Here is a 22,601-nt window from a genome sequence, read left to right on the forward strand (position 1 = left end):
TTCCCCAGCATCCAGTCCCGGCAGTTCGGGGGCGGTATCGATGAGGTTCGCCGTACGTCTTTTTCCGAAAGCTTCCATCGGAACATATCTTATCGCCATGGCCGTGGCGATTGCGCTGCCGATCTTTGCCTTCGTTGCTCTTCTTCTCATGCAGCTGGAAGACAATCAGCGGTCTACGCTCAAGCGCGAAACCGCGCAGGATGCGCTCGCCCTCTCACGCACCATCGACCGCCAGCTTCAGGATATGGCAACGACGCTTCGGCTGCTGTCCTCCTCGCCGGAGCTGGAGAGCGGCGACTATGAGTCTTTCTACAATCGCACGGAAACAGCGCTGCGCGGCGATACGCTCTATGTGATCGCCGTCGACAGGGCCGGGCAGCAATTTCTGAATACTCGTCGCGCCTTCGGCACGCCGCTCGGCAAGACGACGAACATCGCGGCTTTGGAAGCCGCGATGAAGTCCGGCCGGATCGAAGCCTCCGACGTCTTCATGGGCGCGACGAGCGGCATGTGGGTCTATAACGTCACCCTGCCGCGTGACGAGGATCCTGTCGCCGCATTGATCATCACCCAGAATGCCACCGATCTTGCAAAGCTCGTCACGACAGAGGGCCTTGCCTCCGGCTGGTCGGCGGCGGTCATCGATCAGGGTGGTCATGTCGTGGCGAGCCGCGGCCCTGCCAATCTGCAGCCTGGCGAACCCTTCGACCCGCGCATCCTGCCTTCGCTCGTCGCATCCAGCGGCGTTTTCGAAGACAGCGATATCCTCCCACATGCCCTGTTGGGCTATGCGCAAATTCCCGGTTGGTCCTGGAAGACCGTGGTATGGGGGCCGATCGCCACCGCCCAGGCACCGATCCTCAGCACCTGGCGCTTCCTGTTGATCGGCGGCCTCGTGCTGCTGCTCGTTGCCGTACTTGCCACCTATGCCGTTGCCCGGCAGGTCCGCTCGACGATCCGCGAAATAGCAGACATGGCGAACCGGCTCGGCGAAGGCCATATCGTCTCTCCCGTCGAAACCAGTGTCATCGAGGCCAACCAGGTGGCGATTGCGCTTTCCAACGCCTCTTTCGACCGTAGCCAGAGCGAAGACCGGCTGCGCTTCGTCATGCATGAGCTGGTTCATCGCACCAAGAACCTGCTGACGCTTGTTCTCGCAATGATGCGCCAGCTCTCCAAGCAGGCCGACAGCGTCGAGACATTCCGGCTGGCCGTCGCTCACCGCCTTGAGGGACTCGTGCGCTCGATCGAGCTTCTGACGGGCGAGCAATGGTCCGGCGTCTCGCTGCATCGCGTCATCGATATTCATCTCCAGGCCTTTCCACAGGCTCGCGAGCAGGTGAAAATCGAGGGCATGGATTTCATCCTCAAGCCCGATGCCGTGCAGAATCTCGGCCTGGCGCTGCATGAACTCGCCACCAATTCGGTGAAGTACGGAGCGCTCTCCGTACCACAGGGCCGTGTGCGCTTCGAATGGCAGCCAGCAGAGGACAACATGTTGCGTTTCACCTGGACTGAAAGCGGTGGCCCGCCCGTCAGCCCGCCGTCGCGCACCGGTTTCGGCACCACCGTCATCAAGGCGCATGCCGCCTCCGCTTTCCGGGGCAAGGTCGATGTCGACTTCCGCCCGGAAGGTCTCGTCTGGACCCTCACAGCCCAGCGTGGGACGATGGAGCGCGAGTAGCGCAAGCGGAACAATCACTGCAATCGCCCGTTTCGAACAGGTCATTCAAAAGGAGAAGGACCATGTTCAAGCAAACCATGATTGCCGCGGCAATCGTTTCGGCTGCAACTTGGGCCAGTTCGGCCGCAGCAGCCGACTATATGTCGCTTGGCCGGCTCGTCTGCGGATCGGATGGCGGCCAGGGACTGATCGTCACTTCTGAGAAAAACCTGATTTGCACCTATACGCCGGCTTCCGGTGGCCCTAAGGCGGTCTATGCCGGCAAGATCGAGAAATTCGGCATCGATATCGGCCAGACCGGCAAGAGCGTGATGATCTGGCAGGTGCTCGCCAAGACCGGCACCAACATGCCTGATTTCGCACTCGCCGGCGAATATTACGGCATCGGCGCAGATGCCAGCCTCGGCGCCGGTGGAGGTGCCAAAGTCATTGCCGGTGGCACCGACAAGGCCTTCATGCTGCAGCCGCTCAACCTGCAGGCGCAAGAAGGTCTCAATCTCGCCATCGGTGTCGAGAAGATGACGCTGGTGCCGGGCGAGATCTGACAGTGCACCGATAAAAGAAAAGCCTGCCGAAGCGGGCTTTTTCGGTTAGTGGGCGATTGCCTTGTTGATCTCTTCGGTCACCTTCTTGGCGTCCCCGAGCAGCATCATCGTGCCGTCCTTGTAGAACAGCGTGTTGTCGATGCCGGCGTAACCCGAGCCGAGCGAACGCTTGACGAAGAGACAGGTTTTGGCCTTGTCGACGTCAAGGATCGGCATGCCGTAGATCGGCGAGGACTTGTCGTCGCGCGCCGCCGGGTTGGTGACGTCATTGGCGCCAATGACATAGGCGACATCGGCCTGGGCGAATTCCGAGTTGATGTCCTCAAGCTCGAAGACTTCGTCATAGGACACATTGGCCTCGGCAAGCAGCACGTTCATATGACCCGGCATGCGGCCGGCGACCGGATGAATCGCATACTTTACTTCCACGCCGTTCTTCTTGAGATTGTCGGCGAGTTCGCGCAACGCATGTTGTGCCTGCGCCACCGCCATGCCGTAGCCCGGCACGATGATGACCTTGGAGGCATTCGCCATCAGGTAGGCCGCATCCTCAGCCGAGCCGAGCTTGACGATCTTCTCCGACGTATCCGCAGCGCCGCCTGCCATCTCGCCGCCGAAACCGCCGAGGATGACGGAAAGGAAAGAGCGGTTCATGCCCTTGCACATGATGTAGGACAGGATCGCACCCGATGAGCCGACCAGCGCACCGGTAATGATAAGCGCCAGATTGCCGAGCGTGAAGCCGATGCCGGCGGCAGCCCAACCCGAATAGGAATTCAGCATCGACACGACGACAGGCATGTCTGCACCGCCGATCGGCACGATCAGCAGGATGCCGAGCAACAGCGAGAGCGCAACGACCGCCCAGAAATCCAGGTGGCTCTCAGTCACCGCCAGACCGATGATGAAGAGCACGATCAGGACAGCGAGAGCGATGTTGATCAGATGGCGGAAGGGTAAAAGGATCGGCTTGCCGGACATGCGCCCATCGAGCTTCAGGAAGGCGATGATCGAGCCGGTGAAGGTCAGCGCGCCGATCGCCACACCGATCGCCATCTCGATGCGCGCTTCCGTATGGATCTGGCCAATCTCGCCGATACCGAAAGCATCAGGCGTATAGAGCGCTGACGCCGCGACCAGAACCGCGGCAAGACCAACCAGCGAATGGAAGCCGGCAACGAGCTGCGGCATCGAGGTCATGGCAATGGTGCGGGCAATATAGGCGCCGGCGCTGCCGCCGATGGCAAGACCGAGAATGATGAGCACGAAGCCGCCGAAGTCAGGCGTCGCCAGCACCAGCGTCGTGAGGATGGCAATCCCCATGCCGATCATGCCGTAGAGATTGCCCTTGCGGCTAGTCGCCGGATGCGAGAGCCCCCGCAACGCAAGGATGAAGAGAACGCCGGAGACGAGATAGAGGAAGGCTGCAAGATTGGTCATCGGCCCCTCACTTGTCCTTCTTGCGGTACATCGCCAGCATGCGCTGCGTGACGAGGAAGCCGCCGAAGATATTCACGGAGACGAGCACGAGCGCCACGAAACCGAAGCCGGTCGCAAGACCGCTGGTCGAAATGCCGACGGCAAGCAGCGCACCAACGACAATGACCGAGGAGATCGCGTTGGTAACGGCCATCAACGGCGTATGTAGCGCCGGCGTTACCGACCAGACGACGTAGTAGCCGACGAAGATCGACAGCACGAAGATCGCGAACTGGAAGACGAAGGGATCGATTGCACCGCCGGTGGCGGCACTTGCCGCTTCAGGCGCCTGGGCAGCAGCGGTGATGACCGCGGTGACGGCCTGGTCGAGCTGCTCCAGCGCCTTGTCCATTGCTTCACTGGCCATCAGTTATCCCCCTTCTTGGCGCCGCCGAATGCCGGATGCACGACATCCCCCGCATAGGTCAGCATCGTCGCCCTGATGAGCTCGTCCTCGAGATTGAGCACGACCGATTTCGTTTCCTTGCTCACCATCGTCTCCAGGAAAGTAACGAGGTTCTTGGCGTAAAGCGCTGAGGCACTGGCCGCCACACGACCCGCCATGTTCGGAAAGCCGATCACCTTCACACCTTCGACATCGGCGACCTGCCCTGTAACCACGCCTTCAATGTTGCCGCCACGCTCGACTGCGAGATCGACAGCAACCGCCCCCGGCTTCATCGAGGCCAGCATGGTGCGCGAGACGAGCCGCGGCGCCGGACGGCCGGGAATGAGAGCCGTGGTAATGACGATGTCCTGCTTGGCGATGTGCTCGGCAACGAGTGCAGCCTGCTTCGCCTGATAGTCGGCCGACATTTCCTTGGCGTAGCCGCCGGCAGTTTCCGCCGCCTTGAACTCGTCATCCTCGATAGCGATGAACTTCGCGCCGAGAGATGCAACCTGTTCCTTCGCTGCAGGGCGAACATCGGTTGCCGAAACGGCGGCACCGAGACGGCGCGCCGTCGCAATCGCCTGGAGGCCGGCAACGCCCGCACCCATGACGAAAACCTTGGCCGCAGGAATAGTACCCGCTGCCGTCATCATCATCGGCATGGCGCGGTCATAGACGACGGCTGCCTCGATGACCGCCTGATAGCCTGCAAGATTGGCCTGCGACGAAAGCACATCCATGGACTGCGCACGGGTGATGCGCGGCATCAGCTCCATCGCGAAGGTGGAAAGACCGGCGCGGGCCATCGCGGCGACTGCCTCATCATTGCCATAGGGATCCATGATGGCAATGACGACGGCACCCGTCTTATAGCCGGAAATTTCGCTTTCGCTCGGCCGGCGGACCTTGAGGATCACATCGGCGGACGCGGCATCTGCGAACGTGCCGATTGCGGCGCCCACAGCCTCGAACTCACAATCCGGAATGCGAGAAAGTGCTCCCGCGCCCGCTTCGACGATGACATCGAAGCCGAGCGACTTTATCTTTTTCACGGTTTCGACAGATGCGGCAACGCGCGTCTCATCGCCCGTGATTTCCTTTGCTACGAAAACGATATTGGCCAACTGCCCCCTCCTCCGGGTCAGCTGGGCCGTGGCAGGCTGCTTGCCTGCACGGGCCAAGCATCTACATCACAAAGTTCGGAAGACCGTGTCTTCCCGCCGGCCGCGCTTAGCGGAGCAGGAAGATGCCGGCAACGAGGATGATGAGGAAGACGAGGATGCCGCCGAGGAAACCGGCGCCGCCGAAGAAACCGGCAGCCATGGCAAGCATCAAGGCGATCAGAAGCATCGAGCCGTATTTCGTGCCGGCAATGAACATGTTGTAGGTCTTTTCATGTTCCTTGTAGTCCATCGGCGCGCCGGTCTCGACCGGTCCGGTATGATGTTCGGCCATGAATATCGTCTCCCTGAAATGCCTTAGCGCTGCCTGATTCCCTCGCCTCAGCGAGGCAAATCCCCACCCGCAGGGATTACACAATGACGGGCGAAAGCGCAATGCATGAGAATGCCGCAGGCGCGCCTCGCAGCGACCTCATCCGGACGAAAAGACAACCTCAACGGCCGGATGAAAGGAGGTCCGGCGACAGATGCGGTTTTTGACTGTCGCCCACGCCTCATCTGCCCTGACGAGCATTGTCTCTCTATCGCGAAGAAAGGGAAATCACAGCGGTAGATCGGTGCCGAGTTCGCCTGACGGCACGAAACGCGCCGTCGGAATGATGGTGAGTGGCGGCAGCGTGTCGTTCGGATTGCGCGAAAACATCATGCGCTGCTCGCTGGGGCTGGAGATGAAGAAGGGGTAACGCGTCAACAGCTTGCGCCCGACCTCGACCACATTCGTCGCCATCAGCGTCACATCAACCCCGTAACTCTTCGCCAGTCGGCCGGGCACAATGGTATCGGCGTAGAAGACCCGCTTGTAGAAGGCGGCATGCGGGGGCCGGACGGACTGAATAACGCGGTCAGCCCGGAAATACGCTGCCGCAACGATGGCGGGTCTCAGCGTCAGATAGGGAACCCATGGCATGTTGGCGGTGATCTCCGGATCGGCCGCGAAACGCGCTGGGTCGATCAAGGTCAGCCCGGCGTCCAAAAGCTCATCCATCGCCTCGGGAAAGGCCTCTCCGGACCGGCTGATACGATGCTCCGGCGTCACATGGTGAATTCGGATCGTACTGACCAGTTCACCATAATAGTAGAGACCGAAGATATAGGCATAGCTGTCGAAATCGACATCATCTAATAGACCCTCCGGGGCAAGCGACAGCGCGCCGTGGGCCTTGTAGGCCTTGTAGCGCAACCGCTCCACCTCTTCCATGTCTTCGCGGCTTTCGACACGGCGATATTCGACATGATCCAGAATTTCCAGGATTTTCCTGCTGAAATCGCCACGCGTAAAAAGTGTGTCTGACATTCTCTTGATCCGCTCGTTAACGGATCATTAATCATACGCCGGCGATATATAGGCAAGAAAATCTGAGAATTTGCGTTAAATTTAAATTATTAAGGTTAACGGCGTGCGAGATTTTTCGGCTGAACAACCAATCACCTGCAGGCGGCTCAGGCGGCCTTGGTGCGACGGCGCTGGACGGTGCGGCGGCCGATGATGCCCTCTTGCAGCAGCGTGATGTTCTGGGAAGGTACGGGCGGCGAGAAAACATAGCCCTGCACGAGATCGGCGCTGCGGTATTTGTTGAGCAGCGCCAGCTGCTCCTCGGTCTCCACACCCTCGATGACGATCTTCAAACCCAGTTCGCGGGCGAGATTGACCGTGCCGCGCAAGAGCTTGAGGCGGCGCGCATCCTCGACGATGTTGCGCACGAAGGAGCGGTCGATCTTGACGATATCGAGCGGCAGCGTGTCGAGATAGCTGAGGCTGGAGAAGCCGGTGCCGAAATCGTCGATGGCGATGGTGATGCCGCGGGACCTGAGCTCCGCCAGGATGGCGCGCACCGCCGCCGGTTCGTCGATCAGGCAGCTCTCGGTAACCTCGAGATGCAACCGCGCCGCGGCGAGGCCGGAATGAGCAAGCGCATCGGCGACGACTGAAAGGATGTCAGCATCGCGCAGATCCCGCGCTGAAAGGTTGACCGAGACGGCGATATGTTCCGGCCAGGTCATGCATTCGCTGCAGGCCTTGAATAGCACGAAACGAGTGATGTCGGAGATGATGCCCATATCCTCGGCGAGCCGGATGAAGACGTCGGGTGGGATCGAACCCCTCTCCGGATGCACCCAGCGCGCCAAGGCCTCGGCACATTCGATCCGCGAGCCGTCGGCCCTGAACATCGGCTGGAAGACGAGATGCAGCGCTTGGGCCGAGACCGCGTCGCGTAAATCCGCCTTCAGCTTCTGCTGTTCGATATAGCGGCCGTCCATCTCCCGCTCGAAGCCTGAGATACCGCCCTTGAAACGCGACTTGCTTTCGAACAGGGCAAGGTCGGCCTTGACGCTCCATTCGTCCATCGCGAACGCATCGCTTTCGAGGATCGCATAGCCGGCGCTGAGCGAAACGAGAAAGGTTACTTCATCGACCTCGTAGCGGCCCTGGATCGCGGCGTGAACGCGGCGGATTTCGCGGTCGAGCGACGCCTGCTCCTTAGCACGCGGGAAGAACAGGATGAACTGATCTCCCATCAGCCGACCGAGAATGGCATTCCCGGAGGCCTGCTTGATGCGGGCGGCGATAGCGCAGAGCAGATGGTCGCCGGTCACATGGCCGCGCATGTCGTTGACATGTTTGAACTCGTCGATATCGAGCACCATGAAGCCGAGCGGCCCGTTCTTCTTCGGATACTTGGCAAAATACTCCTGCACCAGCTGGCCGAAATATTCCCGGTTGGGCAGGCCGGTCAGCGCGTCGAAACGCACCATGTGCAGGATCTTCTGCTCCGCCTTCACCCGGCTCGACACGTCCTCGAAGATCAGCACGGCGCCGCCGTCCGTCCTGCGGCTGGCGGAGAATTCGAGCGACAGGCTCTCGGGAAAATGAATGAGCGTGCGCGACAGGCTGCCCTCGGCGACCTGGGTGAGTTGGCGCAGGATGAGCTCCGGCTGCGAGCCATCCATGAAGCTGTAGCGCGCGCCATAGCGCAGCACGGCACCTAGATCGCGGTCCTTCAGCCGCTCCGGCGCACCGATCTTCAGAAGCTCGCAGGCCTTGCGATTGACCACCTGGATGCGGTTTTCGGCATCGACCATGACGAGGCCGTGCGGCATGTTGTTGAGCGCCGTATCGAAACGGTCGGCGATGATGGTGATTTCCCGGCGCGCAATGACGTTCTCATAGAGAAACTCGCGCACGCCGTTCGCCATGGCCCGCGTCGTCAGCCAGAAAGGAATGAGGAAGATCGAAAGCACGCCGCGATAGAAATCCAGCGCCAGGAGGCTGCAGACGATCATCGGCAGGCAGCAGAAGAGCGTCTGGAGGTCGACTGCGAAGCGCGAGCCGTAGTTGCGGCCGACGACGGAAACCATGGTCGCCATGGTGACGGAAATGCAGGCAAGCTCCGCAAATGAATCATGCACGACGAAGATGGCGTAGCCACTGGCGATGCCGAGGAGCGCGGTGGTGCAGGCTCCACTGGCAACGAGAATCCGCTCCCAACGCTCGATTCCGGCGTGCGACAGGCTCTGCTTGTCGACACGATCGAACCGCCGGAAGATCACCATGCGAGCGCTGAAGACCAGAAGGAAGGCGACTGACAGCAGGATGTAGATGGAGTACTGCGTCTTGGCAGCCACGGCAAGGCACGTCGCAACATGCACAATCACGCCAACAAGAAGCGTCATGCGGTTCCCGGACAGGGAACTCACAAACGACAGATACACATCCTTAGGGACCCTGTTCGGGTTATGTGGCTTCATCCATACTTTCCCTGTGCGCGGGAAATGTAAATCGAACCCTTTAAAAATTGATTTCAAACGGTTCAAACATTTGGTCAATTTTTCTAAAACCCTAGGATGAACCACGCATCCCAGGCGCGATAATGCAGCTTTCTCGCGAGGTTTTTGAAAAAAATATCCGCGCCTGAGTTGCCGGAATTTTCCAACGGGATCACAGGGTCTAGCCGTATACGACTATACTCCAAGGCGGGTCATTTATCCTTCCAATTTCAAAAACCCTGGTTTACACCGGTTGCAGGGGAAGAACTGCCGAAAACGGCAAGATAATAAGGGGAGGCGAATGTCGGTATTCCTGGCCGTCAGTCGGCTGATCGACTCGATCAGCGAGTTCATTGGCAAACTATCCGAATATATGGTGTTGTTCTGCTGCCTGATCAGCGCCGGCAATGCCGTCGTCCGCTACGCCTTCAACTACAGTTCAAACGGCTGGCTCGAGATCCAGTGGTATCTCTTCGCCTTCGTCGTGGTGCTCGGCGCCTCGCATGCGCTGCGCAACAACGAGCATGTCCGCGTCGATCTGATCTATGGTTCGGTTTCCGACAGGGCGAAGATCTGGATCGACATCGTTGGCCTCATCCTCTTCCTCATTCCCGTCTGCATCTTCCTCACCTGGGTCTCCTGGCCCTTCTTTGCGCTTTCCTACCGGCAGGGGGAAATATCGGGCAACGCCGGCGGGCTGATCCGCTGGCCCGTCAAGCTGGTCCTTGTCGCCGGTTTCGCGCTGCTCTCCCTTCAGGGCGTTTCCGAGCTGATTAAGCGGATCGCAGCCGTTACCGGCCATATCAGCATCGACACGAAATACGAAAAGCCGCTGCAGTAACGCGCCCCTGGAGGAACGGATTTGTTTGATTTCGGCATCATTCCGCCGGCCATGTTCCTGGGCATGGTCATCTTTATGCTCTACGGCTTTCCGGTCGCCTTTTCGCTGGCCGCCGTCGGCCTGTTCTTCGGCATCGTCGGTATCGTCACCGGCCATTTCGACGAAGCCCTCCTGCAGGCGCTGCCGCTGCGCTTCTTCGGCATCGTCTCCAACGACCTCTTGCTTGCCATTCCCTTTTTCACCTTCATGGGCGCGGTGCTGGAGCGTTGTGGGCTGGCCGAAGACCTGCTCGAAGGCACCGGCAAGCTCTTCGGTGGCATTCCCGGCGGCCTGGCCTATGCTGTCATCCTCGTCGGCGCCGTGCTTGGCGCGATCACCGGCACCGTGGCCGCCTCGGTCATCACCATGGGTGTGATTTCGCTACCGATCATGCTGCGCTACGGCTACAATCCGCGCCTTGCTACCGGCGTCATCGCCGCCTCCGGCACAATCACCCAGGTGATCCCGCCCTCGCTGGTACTCGTCGTTCTCGCCGACCAGCTCGGCAAATCGGTCGGCGACATGTATCGCGGCGCGATCGGCCCGTCGATCCTGCAGGTGGCGATCTTCGTGCTCTTCATCCTGGTGCTGTCGATCGTCCGGCCAAAATCGATGCCGCCGCTGCCAAAAGAAGTGCGCGGCGACTTCAATTGGGCGCTGCTCATGAAGGTGCTGATGGGCATGGTGCCGTCGATCGTGCTGATCTTCCTCGTGCTCGGCACGATCTTCATGGGTCTTGCGACGCCGACGGAAGCCGGCGCGCTCGGCGTCGTCGGCGCCATGGTGCTCGCGGCCATGAACCGGCGCCTCACCTGGCCGCTGATCCGCGAGGCGATGACATCGACCACGCACATCACCTCCATGGTTGTGATGATCCTTATCGGTTCCACCTGTTTCAGCCTGGTCTTCCAGGGCATGGACGGCTCGCGCTGGATCGAGCATATGCTCTCAGGCATTCCCGGCGGCCCGGTCGGTTTTCTGATCTTTGTCAACATCTTCATCTTCGTGCTCGCCTTCTTCCTCGATTTCTTCGAGATCGCCTTCATCGTCATCCCGATGCTCGCCCCGGTCGCCTCCAATCTCGGCATCGACCTGATCTGGTTCGGCGTGCTGATCTGCGTCAACATGCAGACGAGCTTCATGCACCCGCCCTTTGGCTTTGCGCTCTTCTACCTGCGCTCGATCGCCGGCCGCGAGGTCAAGACCTCGGATATTTACATGGGTGCGCTTCCATGGGTCGGCATGCAGCTGATCCTGGTGGCGATCGTGATCTTCTGGCCACAATCGGTGACCTACTGGCTGGACCATGGCCCGAAGGTCGACCCGAACTCTATCAAGATTGAAGTCCCGGGCTTCGGCGGTCAGCTCGGCTTGCCCCCGCTCGGCGGCAACAATGGCTCGCCGCAGATCCCGGGCCTGACCCTGCCGGCCCTGCCGAGCGCGCCTCCGCCTCTACCTGCGCAGTAGAGCAATTCCAGTAAAAGTGTGCAGCGGTTTGCGTCCGGAATTGCGTGAAAAACAAAGAAATAGAGGAAAACAAAAGCCCCGGATTTTCATCCGGGGCTCTTTTATTGATATCGCCGAGAAGAGGAAGATCTCTTAGATCTTACCCGCGCGCTGCTGGATCATCATGAACGTATCGAACGTGTATTCCGAGAGCTGCATCCAGAGATAGGCATCCCGCTTGAAAGCAGTCTGGTCATCGTAGATCTTCTTGAAATATTGGTTCGTGCCTGAGATTTCGTCGTAGATGCCCATCGCGGCCTGGAAGCAGGCTTCCATGATCTCCTGGCTGAACGGCCGCAGCGTTGCGCCTTCCGCAACAAGCTGCTTCAGCGCGCTCGGGTTCTTCGTATCGTATTTTGCCAGCATGTTTGTGTTGGCGAAGGCACAGGCGTCGTTGAGCGCTGCCTGATAGTGCTTCGGCAGGCTGCTCCACTTATCGAGATTGAAGAAGGCATGCACCGTCGGGCCACCTTCCCACCAGCCCGGGTAATAGTAGTACTTCGCCACCTTGTGGAAGCCGAGCTTCAAGTCGTCATAGGGGCCGACGAATTCTGCCGCATCGATCGTTCCCTTTTCCAGCGCCGGATAGATGTCGCCGCCGGCGATCTGCTGCGGGATGACGCCCACTTTCTCCATGACGCGGCCAGCGAGACCGGCAATGCGCATCTTGACGCCCTTGAGATCGTCGAGCGTATTGATTTCCTTGCGGAACCAGCCACCCATCTGCGCACCGGTATTGCCGGCCGGCAGGGCATACATGCCCTGTGTGGCATAGAATTCGTTCATCAGTGTATTGCCGTTGCCCTGGTAAAACCAGGCATTGGTCAGGCGGCTGTTCAGTCCAAACGGAATGGCCGTTCCGATGGCGTAGGTCGGATCCTTGCCGACGAAATAATAGGAGGTGGTGTGGGCTGCCTCGACAGTACCCGCCGCCACCGCATCGACGGCCTGCAGGCCGGGGACGATTTCGCCGGCTGCGAAAGGCTGGATCGTGAAATTACCGTCCGTGGCAGCCGAAACATGCTTGGCAATATCTTCGGCGCCGCCGTAGATCGTGTCCAGGCTCTTCGGAAACGACGAGGTCATACGCCAGGCAATCTTCGGGTTTTCCTGCGCAATTGCAGGTGCTGCCAAAGCAGTCGCGGCAACGGCACCGGCGCCGGCTGTTCCCGCCTTTTTCATAAATGAACGACGATCCATCAAAAACCTCCCGTATAGATGGCACTGCGTGGTCAATCCTCACCCCTACCCGCAGTAATGGCAAAGCTAAGCATGGCGGAAGAAGCGTTTCAAGCTTTAGTCTATTAGTCTTTGGGATCACGACGCTTCTGTGGCACACGCCACACATCCATCGGAATCAGCAGCTTAGCTGTATCGTGCCGGCCGCTTCCGCGATGAAGCGGCCGGGCTTGCCTTCAGGAGAAACGATCAATGATGATCGTCGTCCTCGTCGTCATGCTCATGTTTCAGCCAGGTGCAGAGTTCGGCCGGAAGCAGTTTTTCGTAGGCGTCGTCGCTGCCCACGAACTCTCCGAGATCCCTGACGCTGACGAAACCGACATTCGGGAAATGCTCCGCGGCGCTGCGCAGGAATTCGAACTTCTCGTCGCCGATACCGACCATGACATAGTAAATCTGCGATTCAGCCTGTTCGGCCTTCTGCAGCAAGTCCCAGGCCGCGTCCCGGTCGGAATTCTCCCCGTCTGTCAGGAAATAATTGATTGCCGGAATGCCCGATCGCGTTTCTTCACCGAAGGCGTCGCGCCGCATGCCGAAGATCATGCCGAGCAGGCCACCTGCCTCTTCTTCCTCCATCAGCCCGTAAGTCATGAGGTTCGAGCGGATGACCGGACCGTAGTCAGTGCCGCCCCACAGGATCGGCTGGACTTCCTTGTTGCCGACAATCTCGCGCTGAATGTAGCCCTCGTAATTCTTGGCCGTGGCAGGCGTCAGTGACGCCATATTCTGCTTGTTGGAAAAAGCCCAGGTATCGATACGGCCATCATCGTCGAAATAGAGAGCGACGGGAAGGATGCGCTCCAGCGCTGCCTGCACCGCGCCGGATTTGAAAAGGTCGCTCATGGAGCCAGAGACATCGATATTGATGCCGACCTGCGCCGGAATGCGCTCGTGAATGCCCTGCTTCTGCAAAACGAAGCCGACGCGGCGAACCTCTTCCTCCGGTTTCTGTAGCTTGAATGTCGTCACGGCCTATTCCTCTCCAATTTGAGTTTTCCAAGAATGCGGGTGTGAAGGTCGCGAAGCGGCACCGTTGTCCTTGCCTGCTCCGCCGATTGAGCGGTTAGGGCTGCGGAATATGCCGCATGCCAGGCAGGCAGGTCTTCCTGCAATAGGCCCTCGGCCAAGCGGGCGAGCGCTTCGATTTCCTGCGAGACGGCCGCAACGGTCCAGATACTCATCTCGACGGTCGCCTTCGTGGCCGAAAGGCTTGATGTCCGTGTCTCCAGTGCTTCAGACTGCGAGGCATAATGAGCCTGCCGCTCGCGGTCGGACAGTTGAAGGCTACTGATGTGGTGGACGAGAAATCGACCGGCAAGAATATGCCCGGCAAGGTTATTCGAGAGTGACTTATAGGCCTTGCCAACAGCACGTACCTGCTTGGCAACGGCAACAATCTCGGGCGCAAGCACGTTAAGTCCAGTCGCCAAAGCCCGCACCTCCGGATAGAGGCGAGAAAAAAGGCCGGCAGGATCACGGGGCGCGGCTAGAGCCTTGACGGTATTGAGAAAACCGCCGCGGACAGAAAACACCCTGTCCGGATCGAGGTCCGTCAGGCGCTGCAGCAATCCGGCCGCGAACCGTCTGCCCTCTGCCACAACTTCACTGCTGACGATCTCGAGTTCGCTTTCCGCCAGTCTGCCGTGCTCGGTCTGCAGAGCAGCACCAAAGCGGACCACATCATCGAAATAATGGTCGTCGAGATTGGTGCTGTCGACGATCCGCAACGCGGCTTTTGCCACCGCCTCGGTCGCATTCGCATCCATGCCCCGGAGGTCGGCGACGCCGCAGGAGATGCGTTGCCTCACCTCCCCAGCGGCTAGAACCCGTGGGCGATCGCCCTTGGGCGTGGGAGCACGGGGCGCACCGAAGAGTATCTTCGGCTGATTTCCGTCTTTCGGAGCGGCGACAGGCTCGGGCGCGGCACTTTCCGGGAAAAGCACCCTGGGCGATCCGCCCGGCTTTTTCTCCGGCGGTTCATCTGCCTTGCCGCTGGTCAAGCAGAGCCTCCGCTCAGCCGAGATAGGCCTGAATGACATCGCCGAGCCCGGCATTCGATCCCGCGCCGACGGCATAGAATTTCCAGGATCCGTCCGCCTGCTTCAGGAAGGACGCAACCTGGATCGTCGTCTTGCCGGCAAATTCGGCCGTCAGCTGATAGCGGCAGAGCTCGTCGTCCATGGCATCGCAGACTTCGATATAGGCGTTCTTGACCTTGCCGAAATCCTGCTTCTTGCGAGCAGCATCGTGGATCGTTGCCCAAACGGCGAGCTCGGAAATCTCGTGCGGCAGCTTCGCCAGCACGATCTTGAACTCCTCGCGAAACCCCTCGTCGTGATGACCGCCGCCATGATGATCGTCATCGTCATCGGGCTCCGGCTTCGTGAGAGCGCCGCGTCCGGTGCGGTCGTCGCGCTCATGCCACATCGAGCCGTCATCCGTCTGGAAGGATCCATCGGCATTCTTGGACAGTGATCCCTCGGGATTGCTGGAGCTGCGCACGAATGCGTAACACAGTGCATGCGAACCGTCATTGTAGAGCCGCGCCCGGTTTGAATCGCCACCGGGATGAACCAGCGCAAAACAATGGACATCGAGGTCGAAGGCCGGGCCGGAGCCTTCCGGCGGATCCCAGACCAATCCGGAATGAACGAGCTGGATCTCTTTCTGGATCTGGAACGACTGACCCTTGTTGAGATTGAAGGTTGCCATGCGCTGTCTTCTCCTGAGGTCTCAGATCGGGCGGGCAATCACGATCTGGCGTGCTTGTTCAAGCTTGGTACGGGCGGCGGCATAACGCTCCTTGTTGCGCTCGCCTTCGGCAACGACCTTGTCGGCGATCGCCCGCAGCCGCTGGGCGGTACCGAGCACAAGATCGGCATCCGCAAGCCGGGTTTCGCCAGCTGCCTTGACCGCATTGACCGAAACATCTTCGAGCACCTGCGAGCCATATTGCTGCAGCGAGGCCCGCAGCTCACGCCGCATGGCATTGATCTGCTGGATCGACTGCATCTGGAAGAGCGCATGCAGCCTGATCAGGATCGACTTGATGTCGTTGAATTCGGCATTGGCAGAGGAGACGGTGTCAGCGAGCGTCGCAAGAGCCGCACCCCGCGCAATGCCGATCGAGTCGAGATCCGTCGGCGCCTTGGCGTAAGCCGTTTCAAGAACGAGCACGCGGTTCTGGAAGATATCCAGCTTCTGCGAGAAGTCGCGAGCCTCCTGAACCTTGAGCGGATCGCCCGAGACCGCTTCTTGCTTTAGCCGTTCGAGATCCCTGCCTGCGTCAGCGATGATGCGACGGCCGGCCTCGACGAAGACCCCGAGCGAAACGATGGTATCGCGATATCCCTCCGCCAGGGTGCTCATGCGCGAGACTTCGAGAATGAGCTTGCCGCTTTCCTCATCAATCTGGGCTTCCATCGGCTTGATGAGATCGCTGAGCGACTTCGCCTTGCTCTGCAGCATGCCGCGCACTTCATCCGTCACGGCCTTCAGCCGTTTGGCGGGGTCGCCAAGACCGATTGCGATCAGCAGACGTTCGAGAAAGCTTCCCTTCAGCTTCTCCCGGATGCTTGCCTCCAGCTCTTTCAGATCCGCATCCTTCACGCCCTCGCGAATCGTGCGGAAAAGCTCGAAAAGCACCGGCGACTGGGCGTTGGTGATCTGCGAGAGAATAGTATCCAGCTTGGCACCGAAACTGCTGATGGCTTCCTGGCCGAAGGTAACAAGCGTATGCGGCTCTGCCGTCGCCAACCGATATCGTTCTGCCAGATCGCTGATATCGCCAGCCTTTTCCAGCGGAAGCACGACGGTCACTACGGCAGGCGGGCCGCCAGCCGCGATCGACGGCATGAGGTCAGGTTTCTCGAGTGCCGTCGTCTTCGGTTCCGACATGCCGTCAATCCTCTTGGTCCGTCCTCTTAACGATACGGTCAAGCCGCACGAAAATTACGAACACAGGTTGCATAAATCAGGTGGAATGTAATTCAAGGGATGACACTCGGCAACACGATCCCCAACAATATTGGATGTGTTTACCGACATTCCAATATTGTTGCGTTTGAAACTTGAAAGAGCTGGAAAACTTTAAAATCAATTATTTAGCCAACTTCCAGTAAACACCGGACTTTTGAGCGGCCGCAATTTGGCCACCGCGTGCATCCAAGCGTTGACTTCACGGTCGATCTGGCCGCACAAACATCCGATATTGTTTTCTTCGGGGCAAAAAATGACGAAACCGATCGTTGCGATTCCTGCCGATATCCGCAGCCTTGATGGCGCGACCTGGCATGCAGTGCAGCAGCAATATGTGCGCGCGGCGCTGAATGCTGCCGGCGTAATGGCCTTCATCATTCCCGCCTTTGAGGAAGGCTATGACACAGATGCCATTCTCGATCGCGTGGACGGCGTGCTGGTTTCCGGCTCGGCAAGCAATGTGCATCCCTCGCTCTATGGCATCGAAGCCACCGAAGCCGATGGCCCCTTTGACCCGGCCCGCGACGCCACCAGCCTGCCGCTCATCCGCCGCGCCATCGACCGGGCTGTCCCGCTTCTTGCCATCTGCCGCGGCATTCAGGAATTGAATGTTGCGCTTGGCGGCTCGCTTGCGAGCGAAATCCAGGAACAGCCCGGCATCTGGGACCACCGGAAACCCGATGTGAAAGATCGCGACAGCATGTATGCGATCCGCCAGAGCGTCTTCGTCAAGGAAGGCTCCTGCATCGCCGGTATCATCGGCGCCGGTGAAATTCGCGTCAACTCGCTGCATCGTCAGGCAATCGGCAAGACCGCCCCGCGCCTGCAGGTCGAAGCCACAGCAGAGGACGGCACGATCGAAGCCGTCTCCGTCATCGACGCCAAGGCCTTCGCAGTCGGCGTGCAGTGGCACCCGGAATACTGGGCCGAGACCGACAAGCCCTCGAACAAGCTCTTTGCCGCTTTCGGCGATGCCGTCAGAGATTACGCCGCCAGCAAGTTGCCGCTGCTTCAGGCACAGGCAATCGCCTGAAAACGGAAAGGCCGCCGGATCGCTCCGACGGCCTTCTTCATCTCCAACTCAATGGCTCAGCGGCCGCCTTCGATCTTGCGGTGACGCTGGTTGGTGCCATTCGCACCATACGGATATTGCCCCGGCGTCGGCGCGCTGACTTCGTTGAGCTTTGCCGTCTCTTCGGCCGAAAGCACGAATTCCGCCGCAGCGAGATTGTCGGCGAGCTGTTCGGATGTGCGTGCGCCGAGAATGACCGAGGTCACTGCCGGACGCGCGGCCACCCAGGAAAGCGCCACCTGCGCCATGCTGACGGCGCGTGCCTTGGCAATCTCCTCGACAGTGCTGATGATATCCCAGGTCCGCTCCTGCGCGTTACGGGCAGCATAGGCCTCGCCGCCGCGATTGGGATTTTCGCCGAGGCGCGTCGCACCTGTCGGCGTCTCGTCGCGCTTGTACTTGCCAGTCAGCCAGCCACCGCCGAGCGGCGACCAGGGCAGCAGGCCCATGCCTGCATCCTGGCAGGCATCGACGATCTCGAGCTCGATGTCGCGCATCAACAGGTTATACTGCGGCTGCAGCGTCACTGGGCGCGTATAGCCCTTTGCCTTGGCGATCTCGGAAGCCTTGGCAATGTGCCAGCCGACATAGTTGGAGAAGCCGTAGTAACCGATCTTGCCCGCGCGAACGGCATCATCAAGAAATCGCAGCGTCTCCTCGATCGGTGTCAGCGCATCCCAGGCATGCATCTGGTAGAGATCGATATGCTCGACGTCGAGGCGACGCAGCGAGTCGTTCAGCGCCTGATTGAGATGGCGGCGGGAAAGGCCGATATCGTTCGGCCCGTCGCCCATCGGGAAACGGCCCTTCGTGGCGATGACAGCCTGCTTTGCCTGCGCGGGACGCGCCTTCAGCCAGCGACCGATGATCTCCTCCGATACACCGTTGCTATAGACGTCTGCCGTGTCGATGAAATTGCCGCCCCAGGCGAAGTAGTCGTCGAGCATCTTGAAGGAAGCCGCCTCATCGGACTCCTTCCCGAAGGTCATGGTACCCAGGCAATATGCGGTGACGATGGCCCCGCTGGGACCGAGCTTGCGATAATCCATTTCTGCCTCCTTCCAGAGGCGCCGGCTGCCCGCACGAAAAGTCGCCGGGCGGAGCAGACGCTCCCCGATCAAATCGCTATGTGTAAGCTTGAGACGGCGAAATGCCGCCGATGAAATCACGGCCGCTGGGAATGGACGCGGCCGGAGGTAATCATAGCCAATCCTTCCCGGTCGACCAAGTGGGAAACAGGAAAAAGACTAACGGCAAAATAGGAACAAGCGAAACGCGCTCTCCGCCTTCACGGAAGGAGGGGGGGGAACGGCCTATTGCTTGACCGAAGTTTCCGCAACGGGTGTCACCGGCTTGCCCTGCTCGAACCACGAGACGAGGTTTTCCGCCACCAGATCCGCCATCGCATTGCGCGTCGGGATGGAGGCCGAGCCGACATGCGGCACCAGCACGGTATTCGGTGCGGAAAGCAGACCGGCCGGCACGTTCGGCTCGTCATAGAAGACATCGAGGCCGGCGCCACCGATAGTGCCTGCATTGAGCGCAGCAATCAACGCATCCTCATCCATCGTCCAGCCGCGGCCGACATTGACGACGATGCCATCAGAGCCGAGCGCAGAAAGAACCTCCGCGTTGATCGTGCGGTGCGTCTGCGGCGTTTTCGGCACGATCGCAATCAGCGTGTCGACGGCCTCGGCAAGACCCTTCAGCGTCGGATGATAATCATAGGGCGCATCGGCATGGCGGGAGCGGGTGTGATAGCTGATCTTCACCTTGAAGGGTTCCAGGCGCTTGGCGATCTCAAGACCGATGCGGCCAAGGCCATAGAGGCCGACATGGCGGCCTTTCAGGGAAAAGCGCGTCAGCGGATAGGCAGAACCCGGCTTCCAGTTGCCGCCCCGCAGCCAGGCCTCGGCCTTCGGCAGCTCGCGAATGGCGTTTAGCAGAAGCGCAATGGCTGTGTCGGCCACCTCGTCGTTCAACACGTCGGGCGTATTGGTGACGATGATGCCCTTCGAACCTGCAAGCTTCGCATCGATGCCGTCGTAACCCACCCCGAAACTGGCGACGATCTCCACATTCGGCAATTGTTCGAACCAGGCGACCGGGAAAACTCCGCTGAGCGCCACGCCGCGAATACGTTTCGCCGTCTCGGCATCGAGCTTCAGCGTCTCGTCGCGATCGACGGTTACTACTTCGAAACGATCCTTCAGCTGGGCGAGAACGCGATCATGTATCTTCCCGGGAACGAGAACGGCAATGCGGGACATGGCTTTTCCTCTTGGCTTCGGCGGTCAGGAACGCGGCCGATAAGGGCTTGTGGACTGGCGGATACGCATTTCCGGCTTGATGAGATGGATGCCATCAGGCTCATGACTGCCGGCAAGTCGATCAAGTAGGGCGCGGGCGGCAAGACGTCCAACCTCCGTCTGGCCGTTCCAGACGGTGGTCAGTGCCGGCGTGGCGATCGAAGCTTCCTCCAGATCGTCATAGCCGGTCACCGAGATATCGCTGCCAGGCACGAGGCCCGCGCGGGCGATACCGTTCATAAGGCCGATCGCGACCAGATCGTTCCAGCAGACGGCCGCCGTAGGCTTCTGCGGCAGGGAAAGGAAATGTACCGCGGCCTCGAAACCGCCCTGCTTCGAGCGCGGGCCGGGAATGCGCAGGTTCGGATCGACCTCGATGCCGGCCTTGCGCAGCGCATTGACATAGCCCTGATAGCGGTCGCGCCCAGTCGAGGTCTGGTCCGTACCGCCGATCATCGCGATCGTGCGATGGCCGAGGCCGATCAGGTGGTTGGTGGCAAGCGAAATGCCGTAGCTGTCGTCGCCGCGATAAGTCGGCACATCCTGGCTGTCCATGGAACGGGCGACGAGGATCGCCGGCATGCCGTTTTCTTCCGCGAGCTGGATATCCTCCGGCGGCGTGCCGATCGCCGGCGACATGATGACCCCGTCACCACCGAGCTGCAGCAGGGTTTCGATGAAGGTGCGCTGCTTCTCGACGGAATCGTAGTGATTGGAGAGAATGAAGGTGTGGCGGCTGCGATCGAGTTCGCTTTCGATCGCCTTCAGGATTTCCCCGTAGAACGGGTTCATGATGTCGTGAACGACAACGCCGATAATGCCGGAGCGTGACGTGCGCAGGCTGGCGGCGCGGCGATTGTAGATGTAACCGAGCGCGCGGGCCTGTTCCTTGATCTTTTCGCGAGTATTGCCGGCAACCAGCGGACTGTCGCGTAAGGCAAGGGAAACGGTCGCCGTTGATATGCCGAGTGTTTCGGCAATCGTCGAAAGCTTGATCTTCTGAACCACGTCTCCTCCTCCGGGCAACGCGTGAAGCTGGTCGACGGCTGCCGCGGTGCAACGCCAGCCTTAAAAAGTTTAATTAAAAGATTTAAGCGGCGCAGGCAATTCGCCTTTTGAGGAAATTTTCAGTCTTCCTCATCTTCGTCGACATGCATTGCCTCCGCCTGCAGATTGGCGTCGATCGCCTTGAGCAGACGCACCAGATTGCGGATCTCCTTTTCGGAGAAATCGAGCGTCGCCAGCTTGTCGCAGGAGGAAGCCGCAAGCTCGATTGCCTGCACGCTGCCACGACCGAGTTCAGTGAGGTATACCTTGGTGAGGCGGGCGTCTTCGGCGTCAGGCTTGCGTTCCAGGAAGCCCTGAGCCTCCATGCGGCCGATGGTGCGGGTCATGGTGGGCGCCTTGACACCGAGCTTCTGGGCAAGCCCGCCGGCTGTCATACCATCGCTTTCGGCAAGGGAAGTGATGACCCCGTCCTGGCCGGCATAGAGACCACTTTCAAGAAGGTTGCGCGACAGGACCGTACGCATGGAGCGAGCAGCCTGCGTCAGAGCCGGCGAAAAATCGACAAGCGTATACTCGGTCTGGTCCTTCTTTTTCTTGTGCTTCTTGCCGTCCTTATGCTTCTTGCCCATTGCCATCCCTTTGATCTTTAAGCACTGCCCAGGCTGGGTTATGACATTGCCCATCATCTCGTCATAAACAAGAGGCAACGCCCGATGTTGGTTCCGTCGTTCCGTTTCGAGGACAATGATCCGGCACTCGCTCCGAAGGCACGCCGCCGGTGGATAGCGGTCCTGCCACTCGGCGCACATGAACAGCACGGCCCCCATCTGCCCTTCGAAACCGACACATTGATCGCGCAGGGCATCGTCAACAGGCTGAAAACCGCCCTGCCGGCCGGTTTGCCCGTCACCGTACTCCCCATCGAATCGGTCGGCTACTCCTTAGAGCACATGGATGTTGAAGGAACGAAGACGCTCCCTTTTGATACAGCCGTAAAGCGCTGGCTCGATATCGCTGAAAACCTCTCGAAGCTCGGTATCCGCAAATTCGTGATGCTGAATGCCCATGGCGGCAACTCGCCGCTGATGACCATCGTCGCCACGGAAGCGCGTGTGCGCTTCAGCATGCTGGCCGTCGCCACGAGCTGGACCCGCTTCGGCCTGCCGGAGGGTGTGATCTTGCCGGATGAAAAGGCTGTAGACATTCATGGCGGAGATATCGAAACATCCGTCATGCTGGCGCTCTATCCGAGCAGGGTGGATATGGAGAAAGCTGCCGACTTCCCTTCCAACCAGACAGAGTTCGCCCGGTGCTTCAAGCACCTGCGCGCCTATGGCCCGCATGCCTTCGGCTGGAAGATGTCCGATCTCAACCCGCAAGGCGCTGCAGGCAATGCGAAAAAGGCGACTGCAGAAAAGGGTGAGGCGCTGATAGCCCATGCGGTCAGCGGATTGGTGGAGCTGCTGCAGGATGTCGATGCTTTCGACGCAGAAACGCTGCGATGAAGGCGCGGCTTTGCATAGAAAGCAATGTGATCTTATAACATACAAAACCCTTTGAACTG

At 59.8% G+C, this 22,601-nt stretch carries 21 protein-coding genes; 6 read left to right on the forward strand and 15 right to left on the reverse strand.

The genetic code is table 11. The annotated features are described in order from the left end of the window. Positions 1–40: 40 nt before the first annotated feature. Both J2X71_RS18620 and J2X71_RS18625 read left to right on the forward strand, forming a co-directional pair. Positions 41–1,684: a sensor histidine kinase gene (locus J2X71_RS18620; protein WP_310383722.1), complete on the forward strand. Its 1,644-nt coding sequence runs from the start codon at positions 41–43 to the stop codon at positions 1,682–1,684. 62 nt (positions 1,685–1,746) lie between these two features. Beyond that, entirely contained in the window at positions 1,747–2,229 is a 483-nt protein-coding gene (locus J2X71_RS18625) for a DUF992 domain-containing protein (RefSeq protein WP_310383724.1), read from the forward strand. Positions 2,230–2,274: 45 nt separating this feature from the next. Here J2X71_RS18625 and J2X71_RS18630 read toward each other — a convergent pair whose 3' ends face one another. From J2X71_RS18630 to J2X71_RS18655, 6 genes are all read right to left on the reverse strand, one after another. Continuing rightward, positions 2,275–3,669 (reverse strand): NAD(P)(+) transhydrogenase (Re/Si-specific) subunit beta, encoded by a 1,395-nt coding sequence (locus J2X71_RS18630; protein ID WP_113320970.1) that lies wholly within the window; start codon positions 3,667–3,669, stop codon positions 2,275–2,277. 7 nt (positions 3,670–3,676) lie between these two features. Continuing rightward, positions 3,677–4,075, reverse strand: a complete 399-nt coding sequence (locus J2X71_RS18635; protein WP_007817406.1) for a proton-translocating transhydrogenase family protein — start codon at positions 4,073–4,075, stop codon at positions 3,677–3,679. Further along, entirely contained in the window at positions 4,075–5,223 is a 1,149-nt protein-coding gene (locus J2X71_RS18640) for a Re/Si-specific NAD(P)(+) transhydrogenase subunit alpha (RefSeq protein WP_310383729.1), read from the reverse strand. The genes J2X71_RS18635 and J2X71_RS18640 overlap by 1 nt, the downstream gene beginning before the upstream one ends. A 106-nt stretch (positions 5,224–5,329) precedes the next feature. Continuing rightward, the gene (locus tag J2X71_RS18645) at positions 5,330–5,554 is read right to left on the reverse strand and encodes an aa3-type cytochrome c oxidase subunit IV (protein ID WP_007817412.1); all 225 of its coding nucleotides are present in this window, start codon (positions 5,552–5,554) and stop codon (positions 5,330–5,332) included. Between the two features lie 267 nt (positions 5,555–5,821). Further along, the gene (locus J2X71_RS18650; protein WP_310383732.1) at positions 5,822–6,574 is read right to left on the reverse strand and encodes an N-acyl amino acid synthase FeeM domain-containing protein; all 753 of its coding nucleotides are present in this window, start codon (positions 6,572–6,574) and stop codon (positions 5,822–5,824) included. 146 nt (positions 6,575–6,720) lie between these two features. Further along, entirely contained in the window at positions 6,721–9,027 is a 2,307-nt protein-coding gene (locus tag J2X71_RS18655) for an EAL domain-containing protein (protein ID WP_310383734.1), read from the reverse strand. Between the two features lie 319 nt (positions 9,028–9,346). Here J2X71_RS18655 and J2X71_RS18660 point away from each other — a divergent pair, with 319 nt between their 5' ends. After that, positions 9,347–9,886 carry a TRAP transporter small permease subunit gene (locus J2X71_RS18660; RefSeq protein ID WP_113181518.1) on the forward strand — a complete coding sequence of 180 codons (540 nt, stop codon included), beginning with the start codon at positions 9,347–9,349 and terminating at the stop codon, positions 9,884–9,886. Between the two features lie 21 nt (positions 9,887–9,907). Continuing rightward, entirely contained in the window at positions 9,908–11,392 is a 1,485-nt protein-coding gene (locus J2X71_RS18665) for a TRAP transporter large permease subunit (protein ID WP_310383737.1), read from the forward strand. Positions 11,393–11,524: 132 nt separating this feature from the next. On the opposite strand, the gene J2X71_RS18670 is transcribed toward J2X71_RS18665, so the two are convergent. From J2X71_RS18670 to J2X71_RS18690, 5 genes are all read right to left on the reverse strand, one after another. Next, a complete protein-coding gene (locus J2X71_RS18670; RefSeq protein WP_310383739.1) occupies positions 11,525–12,631 on the reverse strand; it encodes a TRAP transporter substrate-binding protein in 1,107 nt (368 codons plus the stop codon). 228 nt (positions 12,632–12,859) lie between these two features. Further along, positions 12,860–13,639, reverse strand: coding sequence for a VWA domain-containing protein (locus J2X71_RS18675; RefSeq protein WP_310383741.1), 780 nt, complete (start codon positions 13,637–13,639; stop codon positions 12,860–12,862). Continuing rightward, complete coding sequence (locus J2X71_RS18680) at positions 13,636–14,670, reverse strand: hypothetical protein (RefSeq protein ID WP_310383743.1); 1,035 nt, start codon at positions 14,668–14,670, stop codon at positions 13,636–13,638. Before J2X71_RS18680 ends, J2X71_RS18675 begins: the two co-directional genes overlap by 4 nt. Positions 14,671–14,683: 13 nt before the next feature. Further along, positions 14,684–15,382, reverse strand: coding sequence for a TerD family protein (locus J2X71_RS18685; protein ID WP_310383744.1), 699 nt, complete (start codon positions 15,380–15,382; stop codon positions 14,684–14,686). Between the two features lie 21 nt (positions 15,383–15,403). Next, positions 15,404–16,567 (reverse strand): toxic anion resistance protein, encoded by a 1,164-nt coding sequence (locus J2X71_RS18690; RefSeq protein WP_310383746.1) that lies wholly within the window; start codon positions 16,565–16,567, stop codon positions 15,404–15,406. A gap of 334 nt (positions 16,568–16,901) precedes the next feature. Here J2X71_RS18690 and J2X71_RS18695 point away from each other — a divergent pair, with 334 nt between their 5' ends. After that, positions 16,902–17,681: a gamma-glutamyl-gamma-aminobutyrate hydrolase family protein gene (locus J2X71_RS18695; protein WP_310383748.1), complete on the forward strand. Its 780-nt coding sequence runs from the start codon at positions 16,902–16,904 to the stop codon at positions 17,679–17,681. Between the two features lie 56 nt (positions 17,682–17,737). Here the strand turns inward: J2X71_RS18695 and J2X71_RS18700 are convergent, their stop codons facing one another. From J2X71_RS18700 to J2X71_RS18715, 4 genes are all read right to left on the reverse strand, one after another. Next, on the reverse strand, positions 17,738–18,769 hold the full coding sequence (locus tag J2X71_RS18700; RefSeq protein WP_310383750.1) for an aldo/keto reductase: 1,032 nt from the start codon (positions 18,767–18,769) through the stop codon (positions 17,738–17,740). A 264-nt stretch (positions 18,770–19,033) separates the two neighbouring features. Beyond that, positions 19,034–19,990: a 2-hydroxyacid dehydrogenase gene (locus J2X71_RS18705; protein WP_310383752.1), complete on the reverse strand. Its 957-nt coding sequence runs from the start codon at positions 19,988–19,990 to the stop codon at positions 19,034–19,036. A gap of 24 nt (positions 19,991–20,014) precedes the next feature. Next, a complete protein-coding gene (locus tag J2X71_RS18710) occupies positions 20,015–21,037 on the reverse strand; it encodes a LacI family DNA-binding transcriptional regulator (protein ID WP_113321897.1) in 1,023 nt (340 codons plus the stop codon). A gap of 119 nt (positions 21,038–21,156) precedes the next feature. Then, positions 21,157–21,666 carry a MarR family transcriptional regulator gene (locus J2X71_RS18715; protein WP_310383757.1) on the reverse strand — a complete coding sequence of 170 codons (510 nt, stop codon included), beginning with the start codon at positions 21,664–21,666 and terminating at the stop codon, positions 21,157–21,159. A gap of 84 nt (positions 21,667–21,750) precedes the next feature. Between J2X71_RS18715 and J2X71_RS18720 the strand changes: the two genes are divergently transcribed. Continuing rightward, positions 21,751–22,542 (forward strand): creatininase family protein, encoded by a 792-nt coding sequence (locus J2X71_RS18720; RefSeq protein WP_310383759.1) that lies wholly within the window; start codon positions 21,751–21,753, stop codon positions 22,540–22,542. The last annotated feature ends 59 nt before the right edge of the window (positions 22,543–22,601 follow it).

The organism is Rhizobium sp. 1399, from assembly GCF_031455475.1.
GTDB lineage: Bacteria > Pseudomonadota > Alphaproteobacteria > Rhizobiales > Rhizobiaceae > Rhizobium.